The sequence below is a fragment of the Spirosoma knui genome (assembly GCF_054780635.1).
The window spans coordinates 104750-122331 of the sequence record NZ_BAAGVY010000010.1 but is presented as its reverse complement, the minus strand read 5'-3'; the positions used below and the strand labels follow the sequence as shown (position 1 = coordinate 122331).

Sequence of the window (17582 nt, the reverse complement as noted above, 5' to 3'; positions counted from 1 at the left end):
CGCTAGGGGCGAATGTCAGCATTGACAATCAACGTATTTTCCCAAACGTTCTTATTCTGGATAACAAACTGTTTATAAGCCGCACTTTGCTCAAAAATTTTGATGTCAGCTTCCGTTTGAAAGGTCAAATAATGCACAACATCGTAGTTCGTGGTGGCCTGATTTGGCAAAATGGTCTTACCCGATGTATAATTAACGATCTGTGGAATTTCGTGCTTTAAAGCTGCGAAACTGTTCATGTGCTGCTCAACTGCTGCATTTTCAACACCTTTTTTGAATTTTATGCATACAATCTGCTGTTTCTGGGCTTTTCTTGCGGGTGAATAAGCACCGTAGATTGTTAATGCAAATGAACAGAGAAGGAAAATAATAAGGGTATATCCCCGTGACTTAGCATTCATGATTATTTGTGTTTTTGTATATTGACAAAATTTTGTTTCGATAAACATGGTGCTTTATCTGAAAAGTTAAATTTATTGGCGATAAAGTACTATGTTTTGTCAAATGTACAACTGTTTTATTTGGTTAATAGTTTTCGTTGAAATTTTTATCACGAGCACTAGTGATGCAAAAGCCTGGCGAAAGGGCAGGAACGATTGTCAACAGCATTACGTGGCGGATCAACGTAGCGTTTTAGGTGGACAACCCCAGTGGGGATTTTACGCGCATCAACAGATAAACCGGCTGGCTGTATTTACGCTGCCGGTGGAAATGATTCCATTCTTCAAAAAGCACATTACGTTTCTAACGGATAACGCGGTCAATCCCGACAAACGACGGTATGCAGTCGCTGGTGAGGCACCCCGCCATTTTATCGATCTTGATGCTTATGCCGATACGTCGGCGGCTACGTTACCCCGCTATTACAAAGACGCAACTGATCGGTATGGCGACGATAGTTTGGCGTTGCATGGCATTGTTCCCTGGCACATTCAACTGGCGAAGTATCAGTTGACGGAAGCGTTTAAGCAACGTAACGTTCGGCGGATTTTGCGGGTAGGGGCTGATCTGGGCCATTACATTGCCGATGCGAACGTGCCGCTCCATACCACTCGCAACTATAATGGACAGCTAACCAATCAGCAGGGAATTCATGGATTCTGGGAGTCGCGCCTGCCGGAGCTGTTTAGCACCAATTACGATTTTCTGACGGGGCAGGCCGAATATATCGATTCGCCCCAGAAGTCGGCCTGGCGGGCGGTTTTTAATGCCCACGCGGCTCTGGATTCGGTACTGCGTTTCGAACGTCAGCTCACCGCAGATGTTGGTGAAACGCGTAAGTACGGCTTTGAGGAACGCAATGGAATCACCACCAAGGTGTATTCCGCCGATTTTTCCCGGCAATACCATGAGCAATTACGTGGGCAGGTCGAACGACAGATGCGGGCGTCGGTAAAAATGGTTGGCGACTTCTGGTACACCTGCTGGGTAGACGCCGGCCAGCCCGATTTGCGGGCGCTGGCAAAATACCAGCTCACCGACGACGAACAGAAAGAAGAAGTCGAAGAAAAGAAAAGTTGGCTAAAGCGACTCTTTTCGGTACGTAGCGAAGAGTGAAACTCGCTGGCTGACAGCATTATGTGTAGAAATTCGCCGAGCCTTTCAAAAGGACCTGGAGAGTTTCTTGTCGTTTCCGCCCTGATTTGCTGATTTCGATTACTGCCTGATTACCTTAACAGAGTAATACTGGTCTGGGGTGCCTATCCGAACATAATACAAGCCGGGTTCGGCGCCTACTCTAACCCGAATACGTTCCAGCGGATTAACTTGCTGGATGGACACATCGTCGTGCTGTTTACCTTGCTTGTCGCCCAGATCGGCTGGCCGCTTACACCCTGAATATCAAACTCAACTAAGTCGGTTTGAGTTGGATAACCCAGCGCCGTTACGTGCGTAAGGGGTTGTGTATATAAATAAAGAAACGTGGATGAGTCGAACGATACGTAGTAACTGAATTGGCCAATACGAAGCCAATCGCTTTTTCGTGGCTAATCGACCAGGTGGAACAGATCTTTTTATCCGGAATGAAAAAAAGCCCTCAACTTACGTCGAAGGCTTTTCGAATGTAGGAGTAACCAATGCTGATTAAACCGTCAGGGTTTTCATGTATTCTGCATCGTTTTTCATACTGGTCATTACGGCCTGTGGGTATTCTTCCTGTTCAACAATGAAATACTTGATGCCGCTGTCCATCGCCACACGTAACGTCTTTTTGAAATCAACGTCGCCTTTGCCCAAGTCATTCTGCACGGGCTTGCCGTTTACTTTTTTGTAATCTTTAATGTGACACAGTTCGTAGCGTTTGCCGTATTGTTTCAGGTGGGCTACGGTATCGACACCTGCTACGTCGATCCAGCACAGATCCAGCTCAAACATCACGTTGTTAGGGTCCGTGTTCGCCAGTAAATACTCCTGCGGAAGTTTGCCATCGAGAGGTTTAAACGAGTAGTCGTGGTTGTGATACCCGAACTTCAGGCCACCTTTACGAACCTGTTCGCCAACGGTATTTAGCTTATCGGCCACTTTTTTCCAGTCGTCAAACGATTTCTGCGGGCCAATGTATGGGCATAGTAAATAGCTCAGGCCAACTTCTTTCGCCATATCGATGCTCTTGTCCAGGTCCTTGTTCATGTCGAAGTGCGTACTGATCATTTTAACGCCCAGACCGTCGAGGAACGATTTCATTTCCTTAGGCTCCAGCCCCCACAGAAATCCTTTCGGGCCGCTGTAACTCTCAAACTGCTTATAGCCCATCTGAGCCAACTGAGTCATAATACCTTTGGGATCGTTGGGCAGTACGTCGCGAACGCTGTATAACTGAACACCGAATGGGTTTATGAGCTTAGCGGGTGCACTGGCAAGTAAATCGGTTTGACTAAGCGTAAAAGCACCAGCCGTTAAGAGGCCGGACTGTTTTAAAAAGTTGCGTCGTTGCATGATTGCTATAGGTTTGCAGCAATAAAACGCAAAGGCCGCTTATTTCTACGCAATTACCCTACTTTTTTTGTCGAGAGGGCCGAAACAAAGAGAGTCCGAAAAAGACCTCTTGCGGCAAAGATGGTCGTTGTATCTTTGCCTTCTTTATCAGGAACGAATGACATTCTCTAAGTTATATCTACAGGCCGGACGCGATGAAGCCGTCCGGCGGTTTCACCCATGGGTTTTTTCGCGAGCGATCGGTCGGTACGAAGGGAATCTGGACGACGGTGATGTAGTTGAAGTGTTTGACCGAAAAGGAGAGTACCTCGCCACGGGGCATTATCACGACGGAAGCATTGCGGTACGTATCTTTTCGTTTGCCGCTACGGCAGGTGGCCCCGTTACGCCCGATTTGCCGTACTGGACCCAAAAGCTAACACACATTCGGAGTATCCGACAGGCGATTGTTACGGGTCAGACGAACTGCTACCGACTGGTTCATGGCGAAGGGGACGGCTGTACGGGTTTGATTATCGATATGTACAATGGCGTAGCGGTTTTGCAGGCCCACTCGATCGGTATGCACCGCGAGCGTCAGTTTATCACCGAAGCGCTTAAGGCGGTTTTCGGCGACGAACTCCAGGCCGTATACGACAAAAGCGCCGAAACGTTACCCGACAAGTATGGTGCTACAGTCATAAACGGCTACCTGTACGGACGAACGCCCGTGCCGCATCCCGTGCAGGAGAATGGCAGTACGTTTCTGGTCGATTGGATAACGGGACAAAAAACCGGTTTTTTCCTGGATCAGCGCGATAATCGGGCCTTACTGGCGCAGTACGCGCATGACAAACGGGTCCTGAATGCGTTCTGTTATTCGGGCGGTTTCTCAGTCTATGCACTTAAAGCTGGCGCTAGTCAGGTTCATTCGGTAGACGTATCGCAGAAGGCAATCGACTTAACAACCCGCAACGTAGAGGCTAACTTTGGGACTGAGGACGGTAACCATGAGGCTTATGCCCAAGATGTTATGCAGTATCTGAAAGCACATGATCACCAGTACGATGTAGTTGTGCTTGATCCGCCCGCCTATGCGAAAAGCTTATCTGCGCGGCATCGGGCGGTGCAGGGATACAAACGTTTGAATGCCGAAGGGCTGCGTCGGGTGGCAAAAGGAGGGATTCTGTTTACGTTCTCCTGCTCTCAGGTGGTTGATCGGGAGTTGTTTTACAACACTATCGTCGCGGCTGCCATCGAAGCTGGTCGGCAGGTGCGCGTTTTACATCACCTCAGCCAGCCCGCTGACCACCCGGTCAGCCTTTTCCATCCGGAAGGAGGCTACCTCAAAGGGTTGGTGTTATGGGTGGAATAAATGGAATGAGGGAAGAAGGGGGTAAAAGGGAGAATGCCTACAAATAAACCCTCTCTTCCCCATTCTCTTTCTCTCCTCCCTCAATAGAAAACAGGAGCAACTGATACAATCTTGGTTGGTTTGCGCTAATTTTGGCCGGTTGTTCTGCCCATTTCCTCCGATGACAACGCGCCACCGGGGAATCAGCAACGCCCAAACCTATCTCTTGTATAACTCGATACATACATAGCTGCATATGGCTGAATTAATTAGAATGCCCAAGATGAGCGACACCATGACCGAAGGGGTCATTGCAGAGTGGCACAAAAAGGTGGGCGATAAAGTGAAAAGTGGCGACGTACTAGCCGAAGTCGAAACCGATAAAGCCACCATGGATCTGGAGGCCTACGAAGAAGGTACGCTGCTGTACATCGGGGTAGAAAAAGGAGCGTCAGTGCCTGTAGACGGTGTTTTAGCGGTTATCGGCGCGGATGGCGAAGATTATAAAGCGTTGCTCAACGGCGCCAGCGGTGGGAGTCAGGAAGCAGCAGCTCCGGCGGCTGAAGCACCTCAACCGACTGCTCCATCCGGTGAGGCACCCGCTCCCAGTGGTGGTACCGCTGGTGAAGTAGCCACGAATCTGCCCGATAAACAAGCGGTATCGGCAGCTCCGGCAGAGAGCGTAAATGCCTCCATCATCCGGATGCCGAAGATGAGTGATACCATGACCGAGGGTACGATTGTCGCCTGGCATAAAAAAGAAGGCGATACCGTTAAGTCGGGTGATATTCTGGCCGAGGTCGAAACCGACAAAGCCACTATGGACCTGGAGGCCTACGAAGAAGGCACCCTGCTTTATGTTGGTGTGAAAGAAGGCTCGTCGGTAGCTGTCGACGACATCATTGCGGTTGTCGGCGAGAAAGGTGCCAACTTTAAAGTGCTGCTCGATGGTGGGGCTGGTGCACCGGCTCAACCGGCTGCCTCGGGCGATGGTGGAAATGCAACGGCTCAGCAGAATCCGCAGGCCAATGTTCCTGCCAATGCTGCAACGGATCTTTCTTATGGCGGAGAAAAAGACGAAGAAGCGGGCTCAAATGGTCGCGTGAAAGCGTCACCATTGGCGAAACGGATTGCCGAAGAAAAAGGGATTAACCTGGCGCAGGTACACGGCTCTGGCCCAGAGGGACGTATCGTGAAGAGCGATGTTGAGTCGTTTGTGCCGTCGGCCAAACCAGCTACTCAGCCGCAACCAGCTGCTCAGCCCGTGTCGCAACCGGCTGCCGAGCAAAAGCAGGCTCCGGCTCAAGCGCCAGCGCCCCAGGCCCAAGCAACTTCCGTTGGGGGAGAATATGAGGACATCCCGGTTAGCCAGATGCGCAAAACCATTGCTCGTCGACTAAGCGAAAGCATGTTTACAGCTCCGCACTTCTACCTGACCATGGAGATCAACATGGATAAGGCGATGGAGCTGCGCGGCACCGTAAATGGTGTGAGCCCGGTGAAGGTGTCGTTTAATGATTTTGTGATCAAAGCGGCTGCGTTAGCGCTCAAACAACACCCGAATGTCAACTCGTCGTGGCTGGGTGACAAGATCCGGAAATACAAGTATGTCAACATCGGCGTTGCCGTTGCGGTCGACGAAGGCTTGCTCGTACCGGTTGTTCGGAATGCGGATCAGAAAACGCTGTCGACGATCTCGGGTGAGGTGAAAGAAATGGCCGGCAAGGCGAAAGAAAAGAAGCTGCAACCAAAAGACTGGGAAGGCAGTACGTTCTCAATCTCGAACCTGGGTATGTTCGGCATTGATGAGTTCACGGCCATCATCAACCCACCGGATGCCTGCATCATGGCGATTGGCGCTATCAAACAAAGCGTTAAGTTTGAAGGAGATGCGGCCGGCGTTCCGGTGGCTAAGCCAACGAACGTAATGAAAGTTACACTCTCCTGCGACCACCGTGTTGTTGACGGAGCTACGGGAGCTGCTTTCTTGCAAACGTTTAAAGAGTTGCTGGAAAATCCGATGCGGATGTTGGTCTAAACAAAATAGAGTAAATAAAGAAGGGAGGATAAGAGATGAAGTTTATACTTCCTTTCTCTTATCCTCCCTTCTTTATTTACTCCTCTAAAATTAGAGCGCGGCTGGCTCCATGGCGGCCTGAAGCTTTTGCTCCAGTACGTTGCGGGGAACCGCACCAATTACTTTATCCACTAACTGGCCGTTTTTGAAGACCATCAGGGTTGGAATGCTGCGGATGCCAAACTTAGCGGGCACCTGAGCGTTTTGGTCAACATCCATTTTGGCAACGATGGCTTTTCCGTCGTAATCGCTGGCCAGCTGTTCAACAACTGGTCCAATCATTTTACAAGGACCACACCATTCGGCCCAAAAATCTACTAAAACCGGCTTATCTGAATTTATAAGATCTTCGAAATTCGCGTCGGTCGCTTCTACGGCAAGTGATCCTGCTGCCATGAGTGAAATCTGTTTATTGAGTTGAACTTGTTTCTCCCTCATAAACCGAATACACGCCGATTAGTTCCGAAATTACGCGACCTTACACGTTACACCGTCCATTGCTTCCAGCGCCCGTAGGAGCGTGTTAGCCGGGAAAATCTTTAACGTTCTGGATTGTAAGCTGACTTCGATACGTTCATTCGGGTCTACGACGTTCAGTGACAGCGTACAGGTGCCGGGGTGCGCATTGACCAGCTCATTGATTTTTGCCACGAACTGGGCGTTCAAAGCATCGAGCGTTAACGACACGCGTAGTTCCTTGCAAAACTTCTCGCGCATTTCCGATAGCAACCGAATGGTGACGGGTTTGAATTCGAGCTGGTCGGAATTCCAGCGGTTTTGCGTTTTCCCCGTGATGTGCAGGAATCGACCCACCTCAACGTACTGACCCAGCCGGACGTAATCATCACCGAAGAGCGCCAGTTCAATCGACGTACTGTAGTCTTCGATTTTGAAGATACAGAACGGGTTACCGTTCTTAGCTACCTTCGTCTGCAACGAGGAAACGATACCTGCCACTTTGATTTCAGGCGTTTTTACCTCGTAGATTCTGTCGAGGGTACAGTTGCAGAAACCTTCTAATTCGAGCTTGAACTCATCTAGTGGGTGACCGGTAATGTAAAAGCCGACTACATCTTTCTCATTTTTGAGCTTTTCAATCTGGTTCCATTCAGGTACGGTTGGCGGTTTAGGCCGTGCAAGCATCGGTTCACCACCCATCATCGCGCCGAACAACGACTGCTGGGCAGCCGCTTTTTCAGCGTGGTAATTGTTACCATAGCGGATTACCTTATCTAGAAACGGTGACGTATCACCATCGGCCATTTCAAAATACTGCGCCCGGTGGTATTCATCAATGCTATCAAAGGCACCAGCATAGGCCAGCGATTCCCAGGTTTTCTTGTTTACCGTCCGAAGGTTTACCCGGATCGCAAAGTCAAAAATATCTTTATAGAAGCCACCTGCCTGGCGCTCTTCAATAATGGCTTCTACGGCTGCGTCGCCCGCCCCTTTGATACCACCCAGACCAAAGCGGATCTCACCTTTCTGGTTTACACCAAACACGCGTTCCGATTCGTTCACGTCGGGGCCAAGTACCGGAATACCCAGGTTTTTACACTCTTCGAGGAAGAACGTAATTTTTTCGATGTTACCTAAGCAGCTCGTCAGGACGGCCGCCATGTACTCAGACGGATAGTATGTCTTTAAGTAGGCCGTCTGATACGCTACGAACGCGTAACAGGTGGAGTGCGATTTGTTGAAGGCGTAACTGGCAAAGGCTTCCCAGTCGGTCCAGACTTTTTCGCAGATTTTCAGGTTAAGTCCATTGGCGGCACAACCGTCCATGAACTTACCTTTCATCTTGTCGAGAACGTCTTTCTGCTTTTTACCCATCGCCTTCCGCAAGACGTCGGCGTCACCTTTCGTGAAGTTGCCGAGCTTCTGCGAAAGCAGCATCAACTGCTCCTGATACACGGTAATGCCATACGTATCGGCCAGGTATTCCTCCATCTCAGGCAGGTCATACTTAACTTCTTCGCGGCCGTGTTTACGGGCAATGTAGTTTGGGATATAGGCAATCGGGCCGGGGCGATAGAGGGCGTTCATCGCAATGAGGTCCTCGAAGCGGTCAGGCTTCAGGTCCTTCATGTGCTTTTTCATGCCATCGGATTCGAACTGGAAAATCGCGTTCGTTTCACCCCGCTGGAAGAGTTCGTACGCTTTGGGGTCGTCGAGCGGAATATCGTCGATATCGGTTTCGACGCCGTTAACAAGGAAGCCACCGTAGTTTTGCTTGATAAGCCGGAGGCATTCCTTAATAATGGTGAGGTTGCGCAACCCCAGAAAGTCCATCTTGATAACGCCCGCATCCTCGATTACTTTACCCTCGTACTGGGTAATGATGAGGTTGGTATCTTTCGAGGTAGAGACTGGTACGATGTTCGACAGATCATCAGGAGCAATGATAATTCCGGCCGCGTGAACGCCCGTGTTACGTACTGTTCCTTCTAATCGACGCGCTTGCTGAAGTACGTTCTGTACCTTCTCGGTGTCGATCAACTTCATCGCCCGCCCTACATTCTGGTCGCCTGATTCAAGCGCCCGCATCCGCTTTACGTTCTCAACTTCTTCAGGCTGAATCAAATTCGACAGCCCACCCGGCCCTTCAATCGGATCTTCGAAGATGCGCCGGAGCGTCATGTTGTACGTCGGCTTGTCAGGAACAAGCTTCGCTAGCGCGTTGGCGTCGTTGAGCGGCAAATCCATCACGCGGGATACGTCCTTGATGGCTGACTTAGCCGCCATGGTACCATACGTAACGATAGCCGCAACCTGCTGTTTGCCGTATTTCTGCACGACGTAGTCAATCACCCGCTGACGGCCTTCATCATCGAAGTCAGTATCGATATCGGGCATTGACTTTCGGTCGGGGTTCAGGAACCGCTCGAACAGTAAGTCGTATTTGATGGGGTCAATGTTGGTGATTCCAATGCAGTAAGCTACGGCACTTCCGGCGGCTGAACCGCGTCCAGGACCAACCATTACGCCCAGATCGCGACCGGCTTTGATGAAATCGGCCACGATGAGGAAGTACCCCGCGAAACCCATTGTCTTAATGGTAAATAGCTCGAAGTCAAGGCGCTCCTGTACGTGGCTCTCGATTTCGCCGTAGCGTTTTCGAGCGCCTTCATAGGTCAGGTGTTTGAGGTATTCCCACTGGTTCGCTACGTCGTCGGCGTGCAGCTGAAACTCCTGCGGAATCGGAAAATTTGGTAGCAGAATATCACGCTTGAGCTTCAGCGTTTCGACCTTATCAACGATTTCGTTGGTGTTGTCGATGGCCTGCGGCATGTCGTGAAACAGCGTCGTCATCTCCTGGGTGTTCTTGAAATAGAACTGATCCGAGAAGAAGGCGAAGCGCGTGTTTTTGGGCATGGCTTCCTCGTCGTTGAACTCCTTCATCGACGGCGTGCTCTGCTTTTCGCCGGTGTTCACGCACAGCAGAATGTCGTGGGCTACCCAGTCATCGCGGTCGACGTAGTGCGAATCGTTCGACGCAATGATCTTGACGTTATGTTTCCTGGCAAACTTGACCAACACCTCGTTGGCTTTGATCTGGTCGGGAATCTCGTGGCGCTGTAGCTCAACGTAATAATCGTCGCCAAACCGGTCGAGCCACCATTTGAACTCGGCTTCCCCGGCTTCTTCGCCTTTTTTGAGAATGGTTTTCGGGACGATGGCGCCGATGCAGCAGGTCGTGGCGATAAGCCCTTCCTTGTACTTATCAATCAACTCTTTCGTAACGCGCGGGTACTTGCCATACAGCCCTTCCATATAACCCAGCGAACAAAGCTTCGTTAGGTTCTTATAGCCCGTTGGGTTCTTGGCCAGTAGCAGCTGGTGGTACCGAATGTCTTTCTGTTCTTTGGTGAACTGCTTTTTGTGGTGATCGTCGACGACGTAAAACTCGCAGCCCACAATGGGTTTAATGCCCTGTTTACTGGCCTCAGCTACAAACTCAAATACACCGAACATATTGCCGTGGTCGGTAATGGCGACGGCGGGCATGTTATCACCTTTAGCCTTCTTAATCAGCTTCTTGATGTCGGCCTGCCCGTCAAGCAACGAGTATTGGGTGTGCGTGTGGAGGTGAGAGAATTGCATACGTTACGCGGTTTACTGGCTTAAAAATAGCCCATCCTGATGGGTAAAGTGTAAGCGTATAACCGGAAATTTTAAAAGGAATTTGTAATGGCTTGATGGTAAATCAATTCGGCGAAGATTCTGAATCCACTTTATCTTGGCTCTTCAGACTCGTTGTTTAACTTGGAGCTAGGTCTGTTCATTCAATGTTATAGGGTCGGCCTGCTGTTCGGCATCGTCGAAGCATGTTAGTCAGCAGATAAACCCATCTTGCGACAACTCACTTGTGCGTACGTGAAAATATTGGGACGGTTTTGATTTTCCATTTTATATGTTTGGGTGGAAGAGTGATAAACTTGACTAACACCGCAAGTTCAAAAATCTACTACTGCCTGGAATAGGAGTTCGTTTATGAACAGTCTTATTATGACTTTTCCGGTACGTGTATACTTGGCAAACCCGGCACGGCGTTTGATAGACAATATAGAACTTAACCCATCTTCAATTCAATATGGCTACTCGTCCTGCCGCTCAATCGCTCCGTAATCTGCTTGTTGCTCTGCTTGTCGTTGGTTCGTTGACTACGGCCTGTAAAAAATCGGGTGGTTCTGATCCCGACGTTGATCCCCGCGATCAGTATGTTGGGGCGTATGAGGGCGGTTATCAGGCTACAATTCGAATCGCGGACGGCGACGGCCTCGACCCCGAAAGTGGTACCGCAGCCATCACCGTATCGAAAAGCACAGTGGCCAGACAGCTATATCTGGACATCCTGTTCAACAACACGACAAAAGAACGATTAACGGCTGAGTTGAGCGACGGTACCAATTTTACCATCATCGACAAAACGCAGGATCAGATTAGTATAAACAACACGAAAATTGACGCTACCTACACCGCTACCGGCGCATTCGACAAAACGCAGATTGCTATATCGACAACCGCACAGGGACTACGGGGGGGCGTAAAATACGCCAAATACGGGTCTATTACGGGTACGAAGAAATAGCTATCTTAGCGCTGGTTCCTAATTCCCGATTTTCATGAAACTGTTTATTTTAACCGGCTTGATGGCCGGTTATTTTTTGCCCGCTACCGCCCAGTCGACCGCTGGTCAGCAGGACGTAATAAGTTAGCCCTCGTTCAGGACGTACTAAAAGAAGCTTCGGCCGAATTCCTCGGTATGAGTACGGCCCGTTTGCAACACTATATTGCGCGTGGACGTCAGGCAGGCATTGGCGTGCTCGTGGCCCGGAATGGTAGCATCGTCTACAACAAAGCCTTCGGCACTACGTATTGGGTGGACCTAAAAGAAGGCATCGTCGCGCTGTTGTATACCCGGAAAGCGCCGAACAATTACGGCGATCTGAACGATAAGTTTAAAGGGCTGGTCTATCAGGCGATTGTCGAGTCGATTGCGGCAAAGCGGTAGAATTCGTTGGAATTCATCTTTCCAGGAACGTATTCTGTATCATTCAAATCAGTTCACTACGTTGCCTGACGGCCCTAACAATCGTAAGTTATTATGAAATCTTTCCTAACACTTTGCCTTCTCTTGTTTGTTCAGCTTGTCCGCGCCCAGAGTGGCGACGAAAAAGCGGTGCTGGACGTTGAAAAACAACGCTTTGACGCCCAGGTAAACAAAGATCAGGCGGTAATGAACAAAGTCCTGGCCGATGATCTGATGTACACCCACTCCAATGGCAATACGGACGGCAAGCAAGCGTTTATTCAGGCAATCGTCGAGGGGAAATCGAATTATATGGGTCTTCAGCCACAGGAACAGAAAGTGCGGCTGTATGGCAACACGGCGGTTGTGAACGGAGTTGTGCAGGTGAAAATGAACAACAATAACCAGCCTACCGAATTCAAACTTCGCTACACGGATGTGTACGTGAAAAAAAGCGGTCAATGGCAGTTGGTCGCCTGGCAGTCGCTACGAGTAACTCAATAGGGACAGATAAAGACAATAATGGGCCATGCAGAATGAGAGACTATCGTGATGATGGTATCCATTTTGCATGGCCTATTTTCATGGGGAAATTCATTGGCTAGTACCTGCTCTCCGCAGGCTGTTCCATCTGATTCGCTTAAGTTGACGTAATACTGATTGCACAACATGAAGAGAATACTGCACGTATTCATAGTAGGTTACTATACCTATATAGTAGGATTTCTAAATCTACTCCAGCAGTATATCGAAAACGCAGCTTCCTGGAGAGAGGAGCGGGCTAAGCGGCACGGGGATAAATCCACCGATCAGGAGCCCAGACCCCCACGTCTGATTGTACGTGGCGATGATATGGGTTCGTCTCACTCGGCTAACGAAGCCATCGTGCGCTGTTTTGAGGAAGGGATCGAAACGTCAATCGAAGTGATGGTGCCTCCACCCTGGTTTCCGGAAGCCGTAGCCATGCTGGCTAAAATCCCAACGGCGGATGTGGGTATCCACTTAACGCTGACCAGCGAGTGGGAAAATTTGAAGTGGCGACCCATAAGCGATTGCCCCAGCCTGCAGGATGCAAACGGGTATTTTTATCCGATGGTCCAGCCGAATATACATTACCCGAAGCAATCGCTCGTGGAGAACAACTGGCAACTCGCCGACATTGAAAAAGAGTTTAGGGCGCAGATCGAAGTGGCGCAAAAGCACATTCCGCAAATCAGTCACGTTTCGGGGCACATGTATTGCACGAGCATGAACAAAGAAGTCAAAGCGTTAGTCAGCCGATTGTGCAAGGAATATAACCTGGAACATTCAGACGATAGTCTTCGGGCTAAAGGCGTGAGATTTGTCGGTTTTGCGGGCGCTCATTCGACGCTGGCTGAGAAGCTCGGCAGTTTTGAAAAAATGCTGGCGAAACTGAAGCCAGGTAAGACCTATATATTTATCGAGCATCCAGGCCTGGACACACCCGAAGCACGGGCCTTTCGCCATAAGGGGTATGAAAACGTAGCCGCCGACCGGCAAGGCGTTACTGACCTCTGGACGCACCCACGCATTCGAGCGTTAATTGCTCAAAATGGCATTCAACTCATTAATTACAGTCAGATAGACCAAGAGTGACCTGGCAAATGACAGTACAACACACTAAACTTTCAGATACTCTCGCAATTCGGTGGCGTCTTGGGCGTTCATCCGACCAGCGAGGACCAGGCGAAGCTGCCGCCGACGTAGCGCACTTTCGTAGCGGTCTTTTTCTTCATCGGTTTCTGGAATAACCGCCGGTACTTCAATCGGTCGGCCGCTCTGGTCCACGGCCACAAAGGTGTAGAACGCACTGTTCGTGCTCACCCGAACGCCCGCCGGAATATCTTCTGCCCATACTTCAATAAACACTTCCATCGACGAACTGAACGCGCGGGTTACCTGCGCTTTCATAGTCACGATATTGCCCAGTCGGATGGGTTCGGCGAACGATACGTTGTCGACAGAGGCCGTCACGACAATGCGGTTCGAATGTTTCTGAGCGGCAATGGCCGCGGCAATATCCATGAAGTGTAATAAACGGCCGCCCATCAGGTTGTTCAGCGTATTCGTATCGTTAGGAAGTACCATTTCGGTCATAACCGTTATGGACTCTCGGGCGTGTTTGGGTTGGGGCATTTATAATTTCGTATTGAGCCGTTAACTGAAATGTACCGGTTACCCTATTGGGCCGTACCCGGATTCAGTTGCAAACCAACGACGGTTTTTTCAAACAGGCAAACCAAACACTATGTCGGTGCTGTTTATATTTGTAGAATAAGCATATAAAATAGGGTAAAACGTATGGAGCGTATCGTCGATTACTTCGAACATATTCCATCGCTGCACAGGAGCCTCATTCTGGTCGGCGGCATCACTATTTTCTGGCTGATCGAAAGTGCAGTTCCTCTATTTCGATTCGAATACCGGAAGTTTCACCACGCGGGCATCAATATCTTTTTCACCCTAACGACCATTATTGTCAATTTTGCTCTGGCGTTTATTCTTCTGCAAACCAGCGATTGGGCCGTTCGCAATCACGTTGGTTTACTGCAATGGGTGAACTGGCCGCTTTGGATAGAAGCTGTAATTGGCTTATTGGCGCTGGATTTGATCGGTGCCTGGTTGGCGCACTGGACGGAGCATCAGGTGAAATTTCTTTGGCGGTTTCATTTGATTCATCATACCGATACGTATGTCGACACGACAACGGCCAATCGGCATCACCCCGGCGAAAGTGTAATTCGGTTTGCCTTTACAACGCTGGCTGTACTCCTAACCGGCGCGCCTATGTGGCTGGTATTCATGTACCAGGCTTTGTCGGTCGGGCTCTCTCAGTTCAACCATGCGAACATCGAGTTACCCCGCTGGGCTGATCGTCTGCTGGGACTGGTCATTGTTACGCCCAATATGCACCATGTGCACCATCATCATGTATTGCCCGTTACAAATACTAATTACGGGAATATTTTTCCGTACTGGGACCGGCTCTTTGGAACGTATCACGAGATGGCCGGTAAAGATTTGCACTATGGGATTGATACGCATCCAGAGCCGCACGAACACTCGCACGTTGGCAATCTGCTGAAGATTCCGTTCCAGAAATACCGTCCACCAGTCGGAGATACTAAGAAACCGGATCAGGTAACGACCGTTTAAGGGCTTAACACGTCATTACAAGGGGACTGCTTTTCAATAAGGTAGTCCCCTTGTTTAGTTTAAAGGCGAACCGTTTTTTCAAACGATGACGCTTTGTTACGAACACCGGTTGCTTTGGAGGTACTGGAAATTGGTTAAATATCCGGTAGGGAAATTTGGGTAAAATGCCAGACTGTTTAATAAAAAAGAAAATGTATTAAACAAAACTGTGAACATCGTGTTTGCAAAACCGAGTAGACAGATGCAGGCCTACTCGGTTTCACTTAATTAACATAAATATTACAACTTATGAAAAAAGCATCAGTTGGCCAAAGATGGGCCGGACTAGCCACTTTAGTCATTGCTGGCACATTTGCGCTCTCCGCGTGTAATAACGATGACGACAACAACAATACTCCGCAGCTTCAAACAATAAACGAACTCGTTACGGCAGGCGACCGATTCACACTGCTGGAAGCGGCAGTGGCCAGGGCCCAACTTGGTACTACGTTGAGCCAGCCTGGTCCCTTTACCGTTTTTGCGCCATCCGACGATGCATTCCGGGCGGCTGGTTTTGCTGACGTAGCGGCTATTAATGCGGCACCTGATACCACGCTTCGGCGCATTTTGCAATACCATGTGATTAGTGGAACGGCCATTCCTGCATCTGGAATTACGGCTGGCCAAACAGCTCAACCAACGTCGCTCAGCACGAACGGTACGTTGTATATCACTAGAGCTGCTTCAACGTCAGCATCGGGTGGATCTGGTATATCGGTGAATGGTGCCCGTGTTATAGCTGCCGATGGGCAGGCGAGTAATGGGGTTATTCATGTCATTGACCGGGTACTGATGCCAGCCAGAGGAAACATTTTACAGGTGGCGCAGGCTGATACGTCACTGAGCTTACTGGTGGCGGCTGCCCTGCGTGGTGGAACTGCTGTAACGTCAGCGCTGGGTGGAACAACACCAGTAACGGTGCTTGCCCCAACGAACGCAGCTTTCCGTGCAATTGGCTTCACCAGAGCCGTTATTGATACGGTGAATACGGCTCGTCTGACCAGCGTACTAACCAACCATGTGATTGCCAATGCCCGGGCGTATTCGCCAACCGTTGTGAGCGGACCAATCACTACCGCCGGAGGGTCTGTAACGGCAACGGTAGGCAGCAACAACGCTATAACCTTACTAAGCCGCGGAAACGGTACAAACGCAGCGAACGTAACAACCGCCGACATCAACGCCACCAACGGGGTCATTCACAAGATTGACCGGGTATTGCTGCCATAATTAAAACTTCATCAACATACATTACCCGTGAACAACAAAGCCATCTCACTCATTGGGGATGGCTTTGTTGTGTTACAAAAGATAGCTTACATAGCCATAAGCGGTTGAACACGGCGGTTAACGCAAAGCAGCTTAAACAAAATATGGAGTAATTCGTTTGCCAGATAGTGGCCGAATTAAATCGCGTACACGAAGTATCCCAACTAACTAGCTTATTAACTAATTATGTACACCAAACGACACGACAGCGCCTGGCGTAGAGTGCCTTTGTTAGTGATCCTAGCCGTCGCCGTAACGATGACGGTATCCGCCTGCTGGGACGAAGATAATCCAGACGTACCCCCACCACAAAACATTGGTTTATCGGTAATTTCGAACAAACAGTTAAACTTTTTTGAAGCCGCCGTCAATCGGGCGGGGCTGGCTACAACGCTCAACGGGGCAGGGCCATTCACCATCTTTGCGCCAACGGATGATGCGTTCCGGGCTGCCGGTTTCCCCGACACAGCCGCTATCAATCGGACGCCGGCGGCTACGCTTCAGCAAATTCTCTCGTACCATATTATCAATGGCACGGCCATAAATTCGTCGGCTATTGCCGCTGGTCAAACGGCACAGCAGTCGTCGCTAACGAGTAACGGTACGCTGTACATCAGTAAAGCCGCTTCTACATCTGGTACATCTGGGTCGGCAACAACGGGTATCTCGGTAAACAACGCGCGCGTTGTTGTGGCTGACCAGCAGTCTACCAATGGAGTTATTCACCTGATTGATCGGGTGCTGATGCCACCGGCCGGTAATATTCTACAGGTTGTGGCTGCCGATACGTCGCTGAGCTTACTGGCTGCCGCTGCTCAATTAGGGGGCACTGCAGTAACGTCAGCACTGAGTGGTTCTACTGCCTTAACCGTGTTTGCGCCCACCAATGCGGCCTTCCGGGCAGCAGGATTTGGGTCCGCTGCAGCTCTCCAGGCAGCTCCGCCAGCTACCCTGACCAGTATTCTGACATACCACGTAGTGCCGGGTGTTCGGGCCTATTCGCCAACGCTGACCAACGGAGCGGCTATCACAACCTTCCAGGGAGGCTCGGTAACGGCCAATGTAGGAGCTAACAATGCAGTAACCTTGACCGGACGAGGCAATAATGGCGCTGCGTCGAACGTAGTAGCCGCTGATATTAGTGCCACGAACGGGGTTATTCACAAGATTGATCGGGTGCTATTGCCCTAGATTGATCCTACTTATAGAATCCACAA

15 protein-coding genes are annotated in these 17582 nt (G+C 50.0%); 10 read left to right on the top strand and 5 right to left on the bottom strand.

Annotation, left to right across the window (positions count from 1 at the left end; all coding sequences use genetic code 11):
• Window positions 1–2: 2 nt before the first annotated feature.
• On the bottom strand, window positions 3–401 hold the full coding sequence (locus tag ACYVIY_RS19935) for a Dabb family protein (protein WP_460978159.1): 399 nt from the start codon (window positions 399–401) through the stop codon (window positions 3–5).
• A 91-nt stretch (window positions 402–492) separates the two neighbouring features.
• Between ACYVIY_RS19935 and ACYVIY_RS19930 the strand changes: the two genes are divergently transcribed.
• Window positions 493–1557 carry a zinc dependent phospholipase C family protein gene (locus ACYVIY_RS19930; RefSeq protein ID WP_460978158.1) on the top strand — a complete coding sequence of 355 codons (1065 nt, stop codon included), beginning with the start codon at window positions 493–495 and terminating at the stop codon, window positions 1555–1557.
• A gap of 528 nt (window positions 1558–2085) precedes the next feature.
• On the opposite strand, the gene ACYVIY_RS19925 is transcribed toward ACYVIY_RS19930, so the two are convergent.
• The gene (locus ACYVIY_RS19925) at window positions 2086–2937 is read right to left on the bottom strand and encodes a sugar phosphate isomerase/epimerase family protein (RefSeq protein ID WP_460978157.1); all 852 of its coding nucleotides are present in this window, start codon (window positions 2935–2937) and stop codon (window positions 2086–2088) included.
• Between the two features lie 157 nt (window positions 2938–3094).
• Between ACYVIY_RS19925 and ACYVIY_RS19920 the strand changes: the two genes are divergently transcribed.
• Window positions 3095–4291, top strand: a complete 1197-nt coding sequence (locus tag ACYVIY_RS19920) for a class I SAM-dependent rRNA methyltransferase (RefSeq protein ID WP_460978156.1) — start codon at window positions 3095–3097, stop codon at window positions 4289–4291.
• A gap of 235 nt (window positions 4292–4526) precedes the next feature.
• A complete protein-coding gene (locus ACYVIY_RS19915) occupies window positions 4527–6308 on the top strand; it encodes a pyruvate dehydrogenase complex dihydrolipoamide acetyltransferase (protein ID WP_460978155.1) in 1782 nt (593 codons plus the stop codon).
• A gap of 90 nt (window positions 6309–6398) precedes the next feature.
• Here the strand turns inward: ACYVIY_RS19915 and trxA are convergent, their stop codons facing one another.
• Both trxA and dnaE read right to left on the bottom strand, forming a co-directional pair.
• Entirely contained in the window at window positions 6399–6743 is a 345-nt protein-coding gene (trxA, locus tag ACYVIY_RS19910; protein WP_460978154.1) for a thioredoxin, read from the bottom strand.
• A gap of 72 nt (window positions 6744–6815) precedes the next feature.
• Window positions 6816–10451: a DNA polymerase III subunit alpha gene (gene dnaE / locus ACYVIY_RS19905; protein ID WP_460978153.1), complete on the bottom strand. Its 3636-nt coding sequence runs from the start codon at window positions 10449–10451 to the stop codon at window positions 6816–6818.
• 490 nt (window positions 10452–10941) lie between these two features.
• Between dnaE and ACYVIY_RS19900 the strand changes: the two genes are divergently transcribed.
• The 4 genes from ACYVIY_RS19900 (at window position 10942) to ACYVIY_RS19885 (ending at window position 13497) form a co-directional block, all read left to right on the top strand.
• Window positions 10942–11439: a hypothetical protein gene (locus ACYVIY_RS19900; RefSeq protein ID WP_460978152.1), complete on the top strand. Its 498-nt coding sequence runs from the start codon at window positions 10942–10944 to the stop codon at window positions 11437–11439.
• A 174-nt stretch (window positions 11440–11613) separates the two neighbouring features.
• Window positions 11614–11862, top strand: coding sequence for a hypothetical protein (locus tag ACYVIY_RS19895; protein WP_460978151.1), 249 nt, complete (start codon window positions 11614–11616; stop codon window positions 11860–11862).
• A 93-nt stretch (window positions 11863–11955) separates the two neighbouring features.
• On the top strand, window positions 11956–12384 hold the full coding sequence (locus ACYVIY_RS19890) for a nuclear transport factor 2 family protein (protein ID WP_460978150.1): 429 nt from the start codon (window positions 11956–11958) through the stop codon (window positions 12382–12384).
• A gap of 165 nt (window positions 12385–12549) precedes the next feature.
• Window positions 12550–13497 carry a polysaccharide deacetylase family protein gene (locus ACYVIY_RS19885; protein ID WP_460978149.1) on the top strand — a complete coding sequence of 316 codons (948 nt, stop codon included), beginning with the start codon at window positions 12550–12552 and terminating at the stop codon, window positions 13495–13497.
• Window positions 13498–13521: 24 nt separating this feature from the next.
• Here the strand turns inward: ACYVIY_RS19885 and ACYVIY_RS19880 are convergent, their stop codons facing one another.
• Window positions 13522–14037 carry an acyl-CoA thioesterase gene (locus ACYVIY_RS19880; RefSeq protein ID WP_460978148.1) on the bottom strand — a complete coding sequence of 172 codons (516 nt, stop codon included), beginning with the start codon at window positions 14035–14037 and terminating at the stop codon, window positions 13522–13524.
• Between the two features lie 165 nt (window positions 14038–14202).
• Between ACYVIY_RS19880 and ACYVIY_RS19875 the strand changes: the two genes are divergently transcribed.
• From ACYVIY_RS19875 to ACYVIY_RS19865, 3 genes are all read left to right on the top strand, one after another.
• On the top strand, window positions 14203–15057 hold the full coding sequence (locus ACYVIY_RS19875; protein ID WP_460978147.1) for a sterol desaturase family protein: 855 nt from the start codon (window positions 14203–14205) through the stop codon (window positions 15055–15057).
• Between the two features lie 288 nt (window positions 15058–15345).
• Window positions 15346–16326, top strand: coding sequence for a fasciclin domain-containing protein (locus ACYVIY_RS19870; protein ID WP_460978146.1), 981 nt, complete (start codon window positions 15346–15348; stop codon window positions 16324–16326).
• Window positions 16327–16551: 225 nt separating this feature from the next.
• Window positions 16552–17556 carry a fasciclin domain-containing protein gene (locus ACYVIY_RS19865; protein WP_460978145.1) on the top strand — a complete coding sequence of 335 codons (1005 nt, stop codon included), beginning with the start codon at window positions 16552–16554 and terminating at the stop codon, window positions 17554–17556.
• Window positions 17557–17582 lie beyond the last annotated feature (26 nt).

Coding starts and splice junctions, on each gene's coding strand:
- ACYVIY_RS19935 (WP_460978159.1), bottom strand. CDS start 401: ATGAATGCTAAGTCACGGGGATATACCCTTATTATTTTCCTTCTCTGT.
- ACYVIY_RS19930 (WP_460978158.1), top strand. CDS start 493: ATGTTTTGTCAAATGTACAACTGTTTTATTTGGTTAATAGTTTTCGTT.
- ACYVIY_RS19925 (WP_460978157.1), bottom strand. CDS start 2,937: ATGCAACGACGCAACTTTTTAAAACAGTCCGGCCTCTTAACGGCTGGT.
- ACYVIY_RS19920 (WP_460978156.1), top strand. CDS start 3,095: ATGACATTCTCTAAGTTATATCTACAGGCCGGACGCGATGAAGCCGTC.
- ACYVIY_RS19915 (WP_460978155.1), top strand. CDS start 4,527: ATGGCTGAATTAATTAGAATGCCCAAGATGAGCGACACCATGACCGAA.
- trxA (WP_460978154.1), bottom strand. CDS start 6,743: ATGGCAGCAGGATCACTTGCCGTAGAAGCGACCGACGCGAATTTCGAA.
- dnaE (WP_460978153.1), bottom strand. CDS start 10,451: ATGCAATTCTCTCACCTCCACACGCACACCCAATACTCGTTGCTTGAC.
- ACYVIY_RS19900 (WP_460978152.1), top strand. CDS start 10,942: ATGGCTACTCGTCCTGCCGCTCAATCGCTCCGTAATCTGCTTGTTGCT.
- ACYVIY_RS19895 (WP_460978151.1), top strand. CDS start 11,614: ATGAGTACGGCCCGTTTGCAACACTATATTGCGCGTGGACGTCAGGCA.
- ACYVIY_RS19890 (WP_460978150.1), top strand. CDS start 11,956: ATGAAATCTTTCCTAACACTTTGCCTTCTCTTGTTTGTTCAGCTTGTC.
- ACYVIY_RS19885 (WP_460978149.1), top strand. CDS start 12,550: ATGAAGAGAATACTGCACGTATTCATAGTAGGTTACTATACCTATATA.
- ACYVIY_RS19880 (WP_460978148.1), bottom strand. CDS start 14,037: ATGCCCCAACCCAAACACGCCCGAGAGTCCATAACGGTTATGACCGAA.
- ACYVIY_RS19875 (WP_460978147.1), top strand. CDS start 14,203: ATGGAGCGTATCGTCGATTACTTCGAACATATTCCATCGCTGCACAGG.
- ACYVIY_RS19870 (WP_460978146.1), top strand. CDS start 15,346: ATGAAAAAAGCATCAGTTGGCCAAAGATGGGCCGGACTAGCCACTTTA.
- ACYVIY_RS19865 (WP_460978145.1), top strand. CDS start 16,552: ATGTACACCAAACGACACGACAGCGCCTGGCGTAGAGTGCCTTTGTTA.